Origin of the sequence: Vibrio sp. 10N.286.45.E10 (assembly GCF_002874195.2) — a bacterium.
In the GTDB taxonomy this organism is placed as follows: Bacteria; Pseudomonadota; Gammaproteobacteria; order Enterobacterales; family Vibrionaceae; genus Vibrio; species Vibrio crassostreae.
Genome location: NZ_MCWD02000002.1, coordinates 1,147,355 through 1,161,326 on the forward strand (window position 1 = coordinate 1,147,355; position 13,972 = coordinate 1,161,326).

A 13,972-nucleotide genomic window follows, 5' to 3' on the forward strand; every position below is an offset into this window, starting at 1 on the left:
GTGTTTTGTAGGTCGAGAAGAGCGGTGATTCTCCCCGGATAATCTCGAGATGTGCGGAGATAAGTTGAATGCAACAGAAATCATCAGAACGAAAGGGATCAGCCAGCCCGTTTTAGGTGCGGCAAAGGTCAGCATTTTTGAACTTAGACTACACGAGCTTGAATTGGGTGACGTTAACATTTTAGATGCTTCTGAACCAAAAACGCTGGCATAGAGCTCAGACATTTTATCGAAAGATGCGACGATTGCTTGTGGGTGGCTAGTTTCTGCACCTACAAGTATTGATTGTCCAATTAAGGAAGCTGAAGAGGTTACTTTGTTTGCAGACAGCGTACTCGCCAGGCAAGTTAAGATAACCAGTCCGGTAAGGAGAAGTGCCCAAAGCGATTGCTTTTGTTGGCGATTCTGTGTGGGTAAGAAAAGTAGTGATGTGTTCAGCAAATTAGTCGGTAATCAAATCAGTTAGTTGTTAAAGCGAGCTCATTGAATTGTGGCTAGCTTAGATAAGTTCTCTTCGCGCCACAAGTCATAAAATGGTTAAAGTGAAACTATGTATAAATGCGGGAAACCGCAGATACACGATAAACGACGCATAAACCCCAATTCACGCGAATACGACATAGGGCTCTGGTTAAAGTTCACAATAATCGGTAGTTATAACTAATTTATTCTGTATCGATTTGTTTATTCACGATGAGGCGATACAAAAAGCCCAACAGATCTTAGAGGAACTTATTGGGCTTAATCGTTGGTTTTATTGGAAAGGCTTAGTGAGTGCGGCGAGGGCCATTACGTACCAAGTCTTTACCATTTTCGAAAACTTCTTTGGTGATCCAGCGAGCGAGCAGAACTTTGTGGCTGCTGTTGAATACAGCAACGAAGTGACGACCATCTGAATTATTGGTTGCCATGCCTACACCTTCAACGCCTTCAAGACCCAAACCGCCAGCTTCCACTGAGATTAGGAACTTTTCTAGTTCTTCTAAGGAATCGATAATATCAAGTTCGTTGTTCATTTCTATGCTCTCTTACTGTTAGCTAACATCGGATTTAAGGCGTTTTTGTGCATGTGCTTAAGTGACGATATTGGCTGTTGTTCTTTGTTGGTTGCGTACTCTACAGGTCATAAGAGGGGATTGGAACTCTCAAATATTAGATACGTACTGATATTTTGCGAATTTTTAACACAACATACGTTTAAATGCTTGTTATCCATATTCTTTTTACTACTATTTAAGGGGTCAATTTGGACATTCATAGGAATTAACATGATAAAGGTTTGGCGTTGTCTATTTTTAATGTTGGCGTTTGTTGCATCAGGGAGTTTTGCACAAAGTGTCGATAAAATAGCAGAAGTACAAGACCAGCTAATGCTGGACCTAACAACATTAGAAACAGCGCACGATGCTGAGAAGCCGTTTCTAGAAGATATATTAAGACGAAAGAACCAAGCACTACGTGAAGAGATTTTTTCACAGCTATCGTCCGATAAAAAGGAAGGGCTTGATGTCACTCTTGCTCAGCAGGTTGAACTCTTACAAAAATTGCTGTCATTGAATGAAGTTAAAATCGTTTCAATGAGCAAAGAAAACCGTTCCGCTGAAGGTGATGCTAAAAAACGCCTTGAATTACGCATTCAAAAACGAATCGGAATGATGGATGTCTATTATCAGCAGCTTGCTAAGACATTAGATTGGTCGAAAGAGCGTGAAGTTGATGTTGCGGTTCCTGAAGGTGAGCTCAAAACGGCACTTGTTTCTCGTTCTCAATATCTTACTAATGCAATTCTATACACGGATACACAACGTCAAGATTTAGAACGTCGGTTATCTTATGTAAGTGAAGAAGAGAAAGCGACGATTAAAACTGAGCTTGAACGCTTCAGTGAGCGAACCAGTGTCATGGTGGCGAGCTTAGAAGAAACCATCACGCTAATGGAACCGTTTGGCGTTGATGTGACTTCTTACAAGCGTGTGTTACTAGCAACGACAGGCGATATTAACGCTGATGTGTTGGATGTTGATGTTGCGTTGGATCTGTTGGATGGTTGGCTTCGTTCATTCAGTTCATGGGCGTTTGAAAACACCCCTTCATTTATCGTTAAACTCGCTCTGTTTCTCGGTATTTTATACGTAACTCGCCTTATTGCTAACGTGGCTCGTAAGACCGTTCGTAAGAGTGTTTCGCACTCTAAAATGGACTTTAGCGTATTGATGCAGGAGTTCTTCGTATCCATCGCATCTAAAGCGGTCGTGTTTATTGGTTTACTTATCGCTCTGTCTCAAATTGGGATTGAGCTAGCGCCACTATTAACCGGTTTCGGTGTGGCGGGTGTCATTATTGGTTTCGCATTGCAAGACACACTATCTAACTTTGCGTCAGGTTTGATGATCTTGATCTATCGTCCTTATGATGTGGGCGACATGGTTAAAGTGGCCGGCGTTCAAGGCACAGTAAAAGACATGAGCTTAGTGTCGACGACCATTCAAACCATCGATAACCAACGCTTGGTGATCCCGAACAACAAGATTTGGGGTGACGTGATCAACAACATCACTGCAGAACGTGTGAGACGTGTTGATATGGTCTTCGGCATTGGTTACTCAGATGATATCGATAAAGCGAAAGCGGTATTGAACGACATCATTCTTGCGCACCCTCTAGTACTGAAAAAACCGGAGCATATGATCAAGCTTCATACCTTGAATACGTCTTCTGTTGATTTTGTCGTCAGACCTTGGGTTAAGACCGATGACTATTGGGATGTGTATTGGGATGTGACGGAAACCGTGAAGAAACGCTTCGATGAAGAAGGTATCACGATCCCATTCCCTCAGCGTGATGTACATGTTTACAATCACGAAGAGAGCTAATCCAAAAAGAATTAAGTACGGCTTAAGGTCGATTTCTTCTTAATGTGAAATTAAATGGACGCTGAATAGCGTCCATTTTTATTGGCTGTCAGTTTAAATTGAGCTTCATTCTTTTATGTCACTTCACCCACCTTAGAATTACGTTATGATGGGGTAGGCTTAGTTTGGACAGTTGAAATCGAATGGATGATTCACAGCAAAAAACAAATACTAGAAATACAACGGTAAGAAAAGCGACCCGAATTGAAAGCGTCATGAACTCTGCGATGTGGCATTTAACTCAGCGAGATATGACGGAAAGCGAGTTGATTGCGAAGCTCAAAGTGAAAACCGATAATCAAGAGTGGATTGATGAAACTTTGGGTACCCTGAAAGGCTTTGGGTATCTCAAGTCTGACCAAGTGTTTGCAGAACAATTTGTGGAACAAGCGTTCTCGGGAGAATTTGGTTCTCGATATATTGTCGAAAAACTGAAGAAGAAGGGCCTGACGGACTCAGTGATTTCTGATGCTATCCATAAGGTGTCCTTTGAAAAATCTATTGATGAACAAACTATCTTGATAGACCGAATCAACCATTACTACACAAGCTTTACCATGAGTCGTGAAAAGCTGGTTGCGACGCTGCAAAAGCGTGGTTTTAGCTATCAGCAAGTAAAAGTTGCGATTGACCAGCACTCACAAGCGCATGAACTAAAAAGTAATATTCAAATCAAGGCTGAGAAAGCCGATTTGGAGAAGGAAGTACTCAAGTACGCTCGTAAGGGCAAAGGCTTGACCGCGATTCAGCAAGAGCTCAGACAGCGAAAAATCGACACGACTGAATTGCCACAATTGGTCGACCGATTAATTAACGAAGAGCAGCTAGATTTTTACTCTTCTTGTTTAGAACAGTTGCAGAAGAAATCTTATGATCTTGAGGATCACAAAGAGCGTTCAAAGGCCTATGCGATGTTGAGCCGTAAAGGTTTCTCTTCGGACGAGATCAAGTTCGCTTTGAGTGAAGGTAACGAGTAGCGGGTGCTATTGAGTTCAGGCATACGTAACGGGATAAGTATCTAGCCTCAAAACACCGTAGCTTCAGACATACCCGTTCAAATATGTAGTAGCTTCAGATAGATAGTTAAAGGCATCTAACACTTTTTTTAGCGTGTCGCATGCATGCTTTCTGCAATACCTAGCCCATTACGCAACGCGAATTGAAGAAGGTCATTGTGGTTGTTCAAATCGAGTAATCCAAGCATTCTGTACTTATGTGACTCTATAGTTCGAGGGCTTAGGTGGAGCTGTTCCGCACATTCTTTCGCACTTAGGCCTTGGGCAATAAGTGCCAAAACCTTGGTCTGTTTTTTCGTCAGCAATAACAGTTTGTCACTGTCGTCTTCTAAACGGTTCTCAGTTTGTTTCAGTGTTCTTGCTAAGGTCGAATGTTGCCAGTAACAAAGCCAAATTTCACAGACCAACTTTAGGCGTTTGATATCTTCTAGGTCGAAGTTGGTATCAGTGTCATGGAAGTTGGTGAAAGATAGTGCTCCCCAACGTTGATTAAAGAGCTGTAGAGGTATGATGCAGTGCCATCGGCCGCCTTCTTTATACAGTTGCTTTAATACGTAATTCTGAGTGTTCTTAAGCTCGTCTTTCGAGAATGCGAGATAAGTTTCGTTGGTCTTTAGCAACTTCAAATAATCAAGATAGTTGCCACCAATGAGGTTCTGTTTATTGACCTGTGGGATGTGTTTTTTGGATACGGAGAATGTTTTGCCATCTTCGACCAAAACCATTGAATTTGGGTAAAGTGTCAAACGATCAATGCCAAACCAATCAAGCACATCAAAGCTTGCTTCTGACCAAGTGGCTTGAAAACACTTAGGATCACTATTGATGAGGGTTGAGGATTGCTTCATCAATAACTGTTCAAAACTTAGGTTAGTAGCAGACACATCTTTCCTTTAGCAATATATTCATCAGATTAATATCCCGAAGACTATGCGTTCGTAAAGCACAGTGCAAGATAAGATGTTTACATTTTCGAGTGGTTCTAATTTTCGTTTTTTTATAACTCTTTAATCTAAATGTTAGGATGATAAGCGGTAGATCTACTGCATTAATTGAACGGTGTTTTTTAATAAAATCGGGCATTTATACAACCGAGTAAACACTGTGATAAGTTTAAGGGCGTTACTGAGTATTTCAGTCTCGATACTGACTTTTTTTCATCCTACTGTGAGCGCGAACGCATCCCCAATGTTTGTGTATGCGCAGTCACCTATTCATTCAAATGTGCTTTCAACACAACTTCGTTCTGCTCAGCCCAAAAGGGTGGGGACTATTGAGTTCAAGTCCTCTTATACCCAAGCCAGTATATGGGCACACACGAGTGCGTATTCGCTCGACTACTACCAAAACCAGTCAAATATAGCAGTTCAATGGCAAGCATCTCCAATTTGGAAAACCGAGCTGGATTACCGAGTTGTGACTGCAAAAAATAATGGTTTAGACAGCTTTGTGATGGGTTTTCACGATCTGTTTGGTATTGGACAAAATGGCCGTGATGAAGTGGCTGAAGATCAGTTCACCATGGATTTTAATCATGCAGGGGTTCATGTGTCTGATTTTGAGGGGGATGATTTAACCAATGCGCTGACTTTTTACAATGAGCTTCTGTTGCATTCTAGAGGGTCGATGTCGCTATCTGCTGGTGGCTCTTTATTTTACAACAATGTAAGAAGTGGGCAGTTTGCGAGAACCAGTTTTGAGCAAGGTGTTCAGCTTAACTACAGCTATATCACCCCTAGGCACAGCGTTTTTTCAACCATTGGTGTTGTGCATCGAGATAGCGATGTGTATGTCGTTAGTCTTGAAAATTTCAGCGCAAGTTGGGCGATTGGGTATGAGTATCGGTTGAATCAACGCCATAGCTTATTGATTGAGTCTCTCAATTATCAAGGTTGGGCGAGCAATGACCCGGACTTTTCTGAACCTTCTAACGAGGTTGTTTTGGGTTATCGCTACCGCTTAAATCAACTCGTAGTCGAAGCGCTGATGATTGAAAACATCCGTAATATGGATAACAGCACCGATATCGGCTTTACACTCGGATTACGTTTTTCAATATAAACGACACATTAATATATTCTTATTTCATGAAATTCACCAAAGCTATAAAATTTTCAGTAAATTTACGGTATATCAATAACCTGTTTTTTTGAACAATAGCGCCACTCCAAAAGGCCGGACTAACAAGGCCGAATCAATATATAGGTAGTGGTTATCATGAAAAAGACATTAGTAGCACTTGCGATTGCGAGCATTTCAAGTTCAGCTTTCGCTGTAAGCACAAGCAGCCAAAACAGCCAAAACGAAGATATGTTTGCATTCGATTCAATGCACAAAGATCAATTCTCAGTATCAGGCTCTTTCGGTGTTGGTGGTTACTACGACACGGGCTCTAAAGCTTTTTACGATGACTGGGCTACAGGCCTTACTCTTGCAGTTAACTACCGTAACAACCGTATTGTTGGTTATTTCGAAACTGACTTGATGGTGAACTACACGACAGACAACAACGTATCTGCGAACGACGCAGCAACAGCTGGTTGGACAAACGGTATCGATACTGGTCCAGCAACAGACGTAGACAAAGCATGGTTAGGTTTTGACACTGGCTACGGTATTGCTTCATTTGGTTGGGAAAACGATACGGCTCTAGATAAAGTCGATGGCGCTGGCGACACTACTTACGAGTTTGGTGCTTCAGCTGGTGATGCTTCTGACGGCTTCAATGTTGTTAAATTCCAAGGCGCAACAGACGGTATTGCTTACGGTATTTCTTACTTTGAAACAGGTGACGATCATAATGATGCGGATAAAGGCATTAACGGTTACATCGGTTTAGAGCAAGAAGTGTTCAACCTATACGCAGGTTATGAAGCTCGTGATGACGATGCTGATTACGAAGTTTATACAGTGACAGGTAACGTTAAGGTTGGTGCTCTTAAACTAGGTATGAACTCTTGGATTGAAGAGAGTGATTCTGCTAAGAACACCGGTTACTACGTTTCGGGTGGTTACACAGTTTCTGAAGATCTAACAATTGCAGCGGGTTATGCGTCTAGCAGCAATGAACTTGATGGCCAAGCCGATGTAGATGCTTCTTACATCAACATCGCGGCAATGTACCGTATTGCTGACAACGCTGACATGGGTATTGATATCAAGCAAGACCTGGATGGTTACCGTGTAGGCAAAACTAGTGCGCAATACGATGAAGAAACTCACGTATTCGCAGCAGCTTACTACTACTTCTAAGAACTTGAACTCTTAGATCTTCTAAGAAATTTGATGGTAATGGTGTAATAGCTTGCCCGGTCGTTACACTATGTTCTCTTCTTTTCGCAGTTTAAGCATCCACAAATCGACATGTGGTATGCCACTCAAGTGTTACGAGTGGAATTATTATTTGGAGAAATGTAATGGTTGAAAGCATTACTGCCAAGGGTGTTATTTACGGAAATGATACCCTGTTTACGTGTAAATCGAATCGTAATGGATTATTTGAATTGGCGCGTAAACATGGAAGAGTCGCAGGTACTCGCCCACAAGATCTCAAGAATAAGGTTTATGCTGAATCTCTTGATGAAGCTTGGAATCTACTCAAAACAGAGAAGTTTTATATTGTTTTGACGGGGCAAGTATTTGGCATTCATCGAAAATCATTGCGAAGTGTTGATTCTGTTGATGTTGAGTTTAATACTGAAACTTGCTCGACATGTGTCACGGCATAGATCCAAAGCTGAATATAAAAAGGACGATAAATTATCGTCCTTTTTTCGTTTGGCTTTTTGGTTTAACCTTGATTACAGATGCTCAGCACCCGCTATCGACCGTATTGCTCGACGATGAACTGCTCAAACTCATCACACATCTGATGGTTTGATTTATCATTATTCGCCAACTCGGTTGCCCCATCAACGATCGATATCTTCGCATTCAAATCAGCGACTGGTGCACGTTCTCTTGTCGACAGTTGTTTGATTTTTTGCTCTTCAATAGCCCATGCTTCCTCTGGCGATAAGTTGCACTCGTCAGCGAGATATTTGGCATTAAAACCTTCCCCAGTCAGGCTTTCGATTGTCCCATTATGATTCACGCTATTGCCTTGATGCCAATAGTGTTTAGCTAACAAAGGGCCTATTTCTGGGTTATCCGTTAAGTAGCCAAACTTGTCAGTGAAATAGGCACGAGTTTGATACACAGCCATATGAGCCAGCAGGTAACCTTGATACGCGCAAGACGCTTCATCCGACAACAGATGTGGGATCGCCATTAATGGGCGAGGGCTACAAGCCAATCCAAGAATCGTTTTCTCACTATTACGAGCAAGAGCAGTGATCTTTTCAGGTGTCAGGTCTTCATCCGCCAATTCGTAAAGTGCTCGCTCGAAATACGGAACTACAAGAATGCTGCGCTCTTGGTAGGCTCTAAACGGCTGTTTGTTATCAATAATGGCTTTGATCAACTCATCAGGTACTGCTTGGCCATCGACATTAAGCGCGTACTGTTTGAGCCAGTCTGCGTCATTCAACAAGCTGTCACAGAACATGGATTGCGTTTCGGCATAAGCCATCGAGGTTGGTGCAAACTCTTGAGAGAAACACGGCGCATTCATTTTCACGTTAGCAAAATGTGCAGCATGACCACCCTCGTGAAATAGTGTGTTGATTCCATCATAGCCGCTGCCAACTTGATCGGGCTTAGCGTTACTTGTGAAGTTGACTTGAGCTGGCACCCAAGTGTCTTGGTCATAGAACGAAGGAATAGGCCCGTGACAAAAACCATTTGGGTATTTGCCTTTGCGATCAAGCAGATCCAACTTCAGTGTGGCTTGAGAGTATTCGATATTTAAGCGACCAAAAGATTCAACCCAGCGTCTTAATGACTTTGAGAAAGGGACATAAGGATCGAGGTCATTCATCACGTCACCAGCAAAAGAGTAGGTGAAGTTATGGCCTTCGAGGGCACTCTGACCTTTTTGCTCTGCTAGGTTCTTCAAGCTTTGTTGGTGACTATCATGGGTACGTGCTTCAAAGTCATCCAGAATCGTGAACAGTTGCTCTGTCGTCATCTGTTCAGTTTTAATGACTGAATAATCAAAAAATGTTTTGAAACCAAGAGATTGGGCAAACTTATTACGTTTTTTGATGAGTTCAATAAAGCCATTTACAAGCAGCCATTGCTCTAGACCCAACAAGGCTTGGTGTGCTGAACGTCTAACTTGCTCGTTGCTATTACTTCTCACGGCTGAGCCTAGAACAGGAAGTGAGCCTTCGGTTTCTTGCCCTGCTTCATTAACGTAAGTCATCACATGATTCTGTTTTTTCTCAAACAGTTCAGCCTCAAACTTTATGAGATCTGCTTTAAGCTTCTGTGACTGATCAGACTCAATAGCGTGAGATCTAAAGGTCGCTAACCAACCATTTAGCCCAGTTAAGGTGCTCTCTTTTTCTTGAGGATCTTGAATCTGGTCGATGGTATTTAGTTGGGTTTCGATAGCCTTTATCTGTTCAGCAGCGCTTAGAAACTCGGTCCACTGAGTCTGAGCGAGGGTTGAACCATCATGATCGTCACTGATGCCCATATAGGTATCCCAAAAGAAGTCTTCTTTCGCTTTGTGAGTCGCAAGATACTTATGATTCAGTTGGTTGAGGTAGTTGGTTGCAGTCATGAGATTCCTTGAAAATTAACCAGTAATTTCAACATTATGACACATTCATTGAATGTATTTTGTGACGATAGATATAACTGAATGCAAGTCACAGCATATCGGTTTACTTTACAGCGTATCAGTGGTAATTAATTAACTGTTAATTATTTGTTGTTTGCTAGTATTAATGAGAGAAAGTTCGCTGATTTCTCCCGCCTTTTATTGAGTAAATTGTTGTTCTCAAGGCAAGCGTTTTTGTAAGGAAGAGGTTTAGGATGGATCCTATTTTATATATCGAAGTCGGTGGTGTGGTGTGGCAAGTCTTTCCTGATGGTACTTGGCTACTATTACCCGCTACGCAGCCAAAAGTTGAAGGCGTGCAAGTTGTCAGCATTGAACCTCAGAACTTGGACCAGACTCAACCTCTGACAGAGCCGCAAATAGAAGCGGTAGAACAACAGCTGGAAGAGGTTGTTCAATAGCTTGTAAACAACATTGAACGCTCACCAGAACAGCCGGGTGCTTCAAACGATCAACCTAGCGCTAGCGCCTCTTTTATTGCTTATGTACGCTCTACACTAGACGAAACCCTGGCAGAAGCCGGTTTTGATACTCGACCAACAGAATATTTTGAAGACGACACAGCTTCCAATAAAGGCAACCTCGATATACTTTTACCTAGTGCCGCGTTAACCGTAGATATTTTAGATGGTGGGGACGGCTACGAAAATCAGTTTGAAGTACCAGGTGTCACGATCACCGGTACCGCTGTTGATGTTCGAGACGGGCGTACTGTTCTTCTAACGATCACTGACATTAATGGTAATACGGTAACCACAACGGCAACCACAAGCGATGAAACCTATGTTGTAAACGGCGTTGATCTCTCTTCATTGGCTGAAGGAGACCTGAAGGTTGATGCGGTGATTGCTGATGAGTTTGGGAACAGCATTGCGGCCAACGACTCTACAATCAAAGACACTCTAGCCACAATCGATGTCGACTTTGATGGTTTTGGTGACGAGTTTTACAATCAATTCGAAATCTCGAACGGAGTACTAGTCGGTACAGTTGCCAATGTTGAAGATGGCCAGACGATTAGCATTTCAATCACCGATAGCCAAGGTCTCACACAAGAATATACAACGACAGTAGCCGGTGGCACATGGACTCTCACCCTCCAAGATTACTCAAGTTTTGCGGAAGGGGAGCTGACGGTTATTACGAACACTATAGATATCGGTGCAAACTATTCAGAGTTTAGAAGGCGGACTGGTTCAAGAGATCATGGTGCGATAAGGGCAATCTGTTGTGAAAGGGTAACCTCTAGCTAAGTTAGAAGACACACGTTTTAAGGCGGCGTTTTTAGAGTCGGCTCAACAAGCAGATACGTTACTGGCTCAGCAATTAAGATTAAAGGCTGAGCTGTCGACGGTCGTTTTAAATAACGATGCGAAAGAGTGGTATGAGCGAGTGGTCATAGTGCCTCAAGACATTGCGGTTGATGTATCAAGCCACCCTGCGTTAATGAATGCGAAGGCGAACTACCGAGAGCGTCTAGGGCAGTTGAAGTCTGAACTGGAAGAGGCGGCACTTCGTATCGAGCAACAAGACCAAGCGCGTGTTGATACGCTCAATAATATCCAGACTCTCGAAAGCAGCCTAGAGATTGTAATTCACGAGCGCAACATGTTGAAAGATGTGGTAGCGAGCGGTGCTGTTGCAGAAGTGGAACTACTTAAACTCAACCGTGATGTAGTCAAACTAAAAGGTGATATTGCTAGCTCAAAAGTAGCAGCGCAGAAGCAGATAGCCGCTTATTCAGAGTCGATAGCGGATCATCGAAGTATCGCCTTAGATTTTCGTACTAAAGTTCAAGGCCAGTTGAATGAAGTAGCGAGTAAGATAGCTCAACTGAACGAAAGCCAACAGGCGATCGCTGACCAACTTAAGCGTACCGAAATTGTCGCGCCCGTTGATGGTACAGTCAAAGAGATCTTTGTGCGTACCATTGGTGGTGTAGTCCGTCCCGGCGAGCCGATCATTGAGATCATCCCCTCAAACAGTGACCTAATTGTTGAAGCAAGAATCTCTCCGCAAGATATCGCGTTTGTTCATAGCGGGCTGGGTGCGACAGTGAAATTCACGGCCTATGATTTCGTCATTTATGGTGGACTTAAAGGCGAGGTGATTTACGTGAGTGCCGACGCCTTACAAACGGAAGACGGAAACGCCTATTATCGAGCCCATATTCAGTTAAACGAAGACCAGCAACAAAACTCTGCCTTTAGTATTATTCCTGGGATGCAAGTCGCGGTTGATATATTAACCGGAGAGAAAACAGTATTGAGTTATTGGTTAAAACCTATTTTACGAGCTAAGGAAAATTCACTTCGTGAACGATGAAGTGCGTTAAAGCATAAATATAAAAGGAAGTGTAATGCATTCAAAATTCTTACTCTCTTCTTGCTTACTAATGAGTGGACTGTCTCAAGCAGCTTCATTAGAAGAGTCCGTGGCCTTTGCCATCGACTATAGCCCAGAGATATTGGCGCAGTACTCCCGATACCAATCGGTGGTCAGAGACGGAGACGCGGCGAGTGGTTTGTATATGCCACAAGTCAATCTGTACGCGGCGGCAGGTTATGAAGAGACGCGCTACAACAGTGGCAGCAAACTCGATACAGATGATCGAGGCCTAACGAGAACAGAAATTGGCGTTAAAGTTTCTCAGTTACTATTCGATGGTTTTAAAACGACGTCGAATGTTGACCGACTGACGTTCGAAGCCGAGGCTGAGCGTTTAACTCTGATTTCACGAGCTGAAAATGTGTCGTTAGATGTGGTTAGAAATTACCTTGATATTCTTAAGGCAGAGACGCTTTTGGAGCTTTCTAAACGTAACGTAAAAGAGCACTAAGAAATCTATCAAGATATCCAAGAAAAAAAGAGCAAAGGTCTGAGCAGTAACTCGGATCTGGCTCAGATCTCTGCTCGTGTTGCGACAGCGCAATCTTCACTCATTGCTGCTCAGAACAATCTGTTTGATTTGCAAACCCAGTACCTACGCTTAGTGGGTAAACCAGCTGTGAACTTAGTTTATCCCCGTTTTGATTACGCTCTATTACCAAGCTCAGCACAGGTCGCACTTGAACAAGCTGTCGAGAATCACCCAGAAATCAAAGCCTCTTTGTTTGATATCGACGCCGCTCGTAAAGAGATGCGTAGAGAGAAAGGGGATTACTACCCAGAGCTTAAACTGGAGCTTCATGCTAACAAGAATGACAACGTATCTAACCCACCAGGTGGTGTTGATGAAGACGCTCGACTGATGCTGACGATGGATTATGACCTGTTTAATGGCTTCTCTACCGACTCCAGAGTTGAATCGTCAGCATGGCGAGTTGAAGAGGCAAGGGCAATCCGATTAAGAACAGAGCGTGAGGTTAGAGAAGGCACACAGTTGGCTTGGAATGCATACAAGATGCTTGAGCAGCAGAAATCCCTACTTCAACAGAACGTGGATGCAGCGAAAATTGCAGAGCTTGGTTATATCCAACAATTCAATGTTGGCAGACGAAGCCTACTTGATGTACTCGATGCGAAGGTCGAGGTGTTCTTAGCTAGACGAAACTTCATTAGCACCGAATATGATCAAACGTTAGCGGCATACCGCGTATTGAATGCGATGGGGATGTTGACGTATGCGTTGAGGATCGAACATCCAGAAGAGTGGCAAGGGGAGAACAAGTAATGAAATATTTTAAACTCGCACTACTTAGTTCTATTTTGCTTATGGGCTGTGCAGAAACGCCCGACACCACAATGACACGCCATCAAATTGATGACTTAGCAGATAATGACCGAGACGGCGTGATTAACCAGCGAGATCTATGTGCCGATACGCCAGAAGGTGTAACGGTAGACATTAAAGGATGTGCCAATTGGAAAATTGTCGAAGACGTTGAAGTATTAAGTGTGGCATTTGATTTTGATAAGTATGACCTTAAACCTGATCATACCGCTGTATTAAATGAGTTGGTGCGTTTACTAGGAGAGCAGCCTGATGCATCAGTGACCTTAGTTGGAGATACAAGTTCAGAAGGCACTAACGCTTACAACAAGGCTCTGGCGAAGAAAAGAACTGGAGTGATTCGCGACGCATTGATTGATAGAGGTATCAATGCGTCGCGAATCTTCGAACAAGAGTTTACTCAGATAACCAGCTTAACTCAGCATCTTCACAAGCGTAAGCGCAGAATGATTGCGGTGATTAAGACAGAGAGCATGGAAGTGAATCCATCTTGGAACATTTTTACTTCAGAAATGCAGCTCGATAGTAATAGCGATGTTGAGTCTAAAACGTCGATTGATCCAGTAGGAGGCCAGTAATGAAA

Annotated in this window: 10 protein-coding genes and 3 pseudogenes; 10 read left to right on the forward strand and 3 right to left on the reverse strand. The window is 42.9% G+C overall.

Features of this window, described 5'->3' with window-relative positions:
• Window positions 1-64: 64 nt before the first annotated feature.
• Window positions 65-214: a hypothetical protein gene (locus tag BCU34_RS18070; RefSeq protein WP_170960869.1), complete on the forward strand. Its 150-nt coding sequence runs from the start codon at window positions 65-67 to the stop codon at window positions 212-214.
• A 553-nt stretch (window positions 215-767) separates the two neighbouring features.
• Here the strand turns inward: BCU34_RS18070 and BCU34_RS18075 are convergent.
• Window positions 768-1,016, reverse strand: coding sequence for a hypothetical protein (locus BCU34_RS18075; RefSeq protein WP_017077416.1), 249 nt, complete (start codon window positions 1,014-1,016; stop codon window positions 768-770).
• A 252-nt stretch (window positions 1,017-1,268) separates the two neighbouring features.
• Between BCU34_RS18075 and BCU34_RS18080 the strand changes: the two genes are divergently transcribed.
• Both BCU34_RS18080 and BCU34_RS18085 read left to right on the forward strand, forming a co-directional pair.
• The gene (locus tag BCU34_RS18080) at window positions 1,269-2,873 is read left to right on the forward strand and encodes a mechanosensitive ion channel family protein (protein WP_102480727.1); all 1,605 of its coding nucleotides are present in this window, start codon (window positions 1,269-1,271) and stop codon (window positions 2,871-2,873) included.
• 182 nt (window positions 2,874-3,055) lie between these two features.
• A complete protein-coding gene (locus BCU34_RS18085) occupies window positions 3,056-3,889 on the forward strand; it encodes a RecX family transcriptional regulator (RefSeq protein WP_102480726.1) in 834 nt (277 codons plus the stop codon).
• A gap of 128 nt (window positions 3,890-4,017) precedes the next feature.
• On the opposite strand, the gene BCU34_RS18090 is transcribed toward BCU34_RS18085, so the two are convergent.
• Entirely contained in the window at window positions 4,018-4,812 is a 795-nt protein-coding gene (locus tag BCU34_RS18090; protein WP_102480725.1) for a response regulator transcription factor, read from the reverse strand.
• 304 nt (window positions 4,813-5,116) lie between these two features.
• On the opposite strand from BCU34_RS18090, the gene BCU34_RS18095 reads away from it, so the two are divergent.
• From BCU34_RS18095 to BCU34_RS18105, 3 genes are all read left to right on the forward strand, one after another.
• Window positions 5,117-5,989, forward strand: a complete 873-nt coding sequence (locus BCU34_RS18095; RefSeq protein WP_375071355.1) for a DUF3187 family protein — start codon at window positions 5,117-5,119, stop codon at window positions 5,987-5,989.
• A gap of 156 nt (window positions 5,990-6,145) precedes the next feature.
• Window positions 6,146-7,180 carry a porin gene (locus BCU34_RS18100; protein WP_102480724.1) on the forward strand — a complete coding sequence of 345 codons (1,035 nt, stop codon included), beginning with the start codon at window positions 6,146-6,148 and terminating at the stop codon, window positions 7,178-7,180.
• 164 nt (window positions 7,181-7,344) lie between these two features.
• Window positions 7,345-7,656 carry a hypothetical protein gene (locus tag BCU34_RS18105; RefSeq protein WP_102480723.1) on the forward strand — a complete coding sequence of 104 codons (312 nt, stop codon included), beginning with the start codon at window positions 7,345-7,347 and terminating at the stop codon, window positions 7,654-7,656.
• 92 nt (window positions 7,657-7,748) lie between these two features.
• Here the strand turns inward: BCU34_RS18105 and BCU34_RS18110 are convergent, their stop codons facing one another.
• On the reverse strand, window positions 7,749-9,596 hold the full coding sequence (locus tag BCU34_RS18110) for a M3 family metallopeptidase (protein ID WP_102480722.1): 1,848 nt from the start codon (window positions 9,594-9,596) through the stop codon (window positions 7,749-7,751).
• A 254-nt stretch (window positions 9,597-9,850) separates the two neighbouring features.
• Between BCU34_RS18110 and BCU34_RS18115 the strand changes: the two are divergent.
• From BCU34_RS18115 to BCU34_RS18130, 4 genes and pseudogenes are all read left to right on the forward strand, one after another.
• Window positions 9,851-10,825: pseudogene (locus BCU34_RS18115) on the forward strand (RTX toxin); the annotation flags it as partial.
• A pseudogene (locus tag BCU34_RS18120) lies at window positions 10,812-11,981 on the forward strand (HlyD family type I secretion periplasmic adaptor subunit); the annotation flags it as partial. The pseudogenes BCU34_RS18115 and BCU34_RS18120, both read left to right, overlap by 14 nt.
• A 34-nt stretch (window positions 11,982-12,015) precedes the next feature.
• A pseudogene (locus tag BCU34_RS18125) lies at window positions 12,016-13,329 on the forward strand (TolC family outer membrane protein).
• Window positions 13,329-13,967 carry an OmpA family protein gene (locus BCU34_RS18130; RefSeq protein WP_102480721.1) on the forward strand — a complete coding sequence of 213 codons (639 nt, stop codon included), beginning with the start codon at window positions 13,329-13,331 and terminating at the stop codon, window positions 13,965-13,967. The pseudogene BCU34_RS18125 and the gene BCU34_RS18130 overlap by 1 nt, the downstream one beginning before the upstream one ends.
• Window positions 13,968-13,972: the final 5 nt, after the last annotated feature.

Excerpts from the sequence above, each read along its gene's own strand:
- BCU34_RS18110 (WP_102480722.1), bottom strand. The coding sequence starts at position 9,596 with ATGACTGCAACCAACTACCTCAACCAACTGAATCATAAGTATCTTGCG.
- BCU34_RS18105 (WP_102480723.1), top strand. The coding sequence starts at position 7,345 with ATGGTTGAAAGCATTACTGCCAAGGGTGTTATTTACGGAAATGATACC.
- BCU34_RS18130 (WP_102480721.1), top strand. The coding sequence starts at position 13,329 with ATGAAATATTTTAAACTCGCACTACTTAGTTCTATTTTGCTTATGGGC.
- BCU34_RS18080 (WP_102480727.1), top strand. The coding sequence starts at position 1,269 with ATGATAAAGGTTTGGCGTTGTCTATTTTTAATGTTGGCGTTTGTTGCA.
- BCU34_RS18095 (WP_375071355.1), top strand. The coding sequence starts at position 5,117 with ATGTTTGTGTATGCGCAGTCACCTATTCATTCAAATGTGCTTTCAACA.
- BCU34_RS18100 (WP_102480724.1), top strand. The coding sequence starts at position 6,146 with ATGAAAAAGACATTAGTAGCACTTGCGATTGCGAGCATTTCAAGTTCA.
- BCU34_RS18075 (WP_017077416.1), bottom strand. The coding sequence starts at position 1,016 with ATGAACAACGAACTTGATATTATCGATTCCTTAGAAGAACTAGAAAAG.
- BCU34_RS18085 (WP_102480726.1), top strand. The coding sequence starts at position 3,056 with ATGGATGATTCACAGCAAAAAACAAATACTAGAAATACAACGGTAAGA.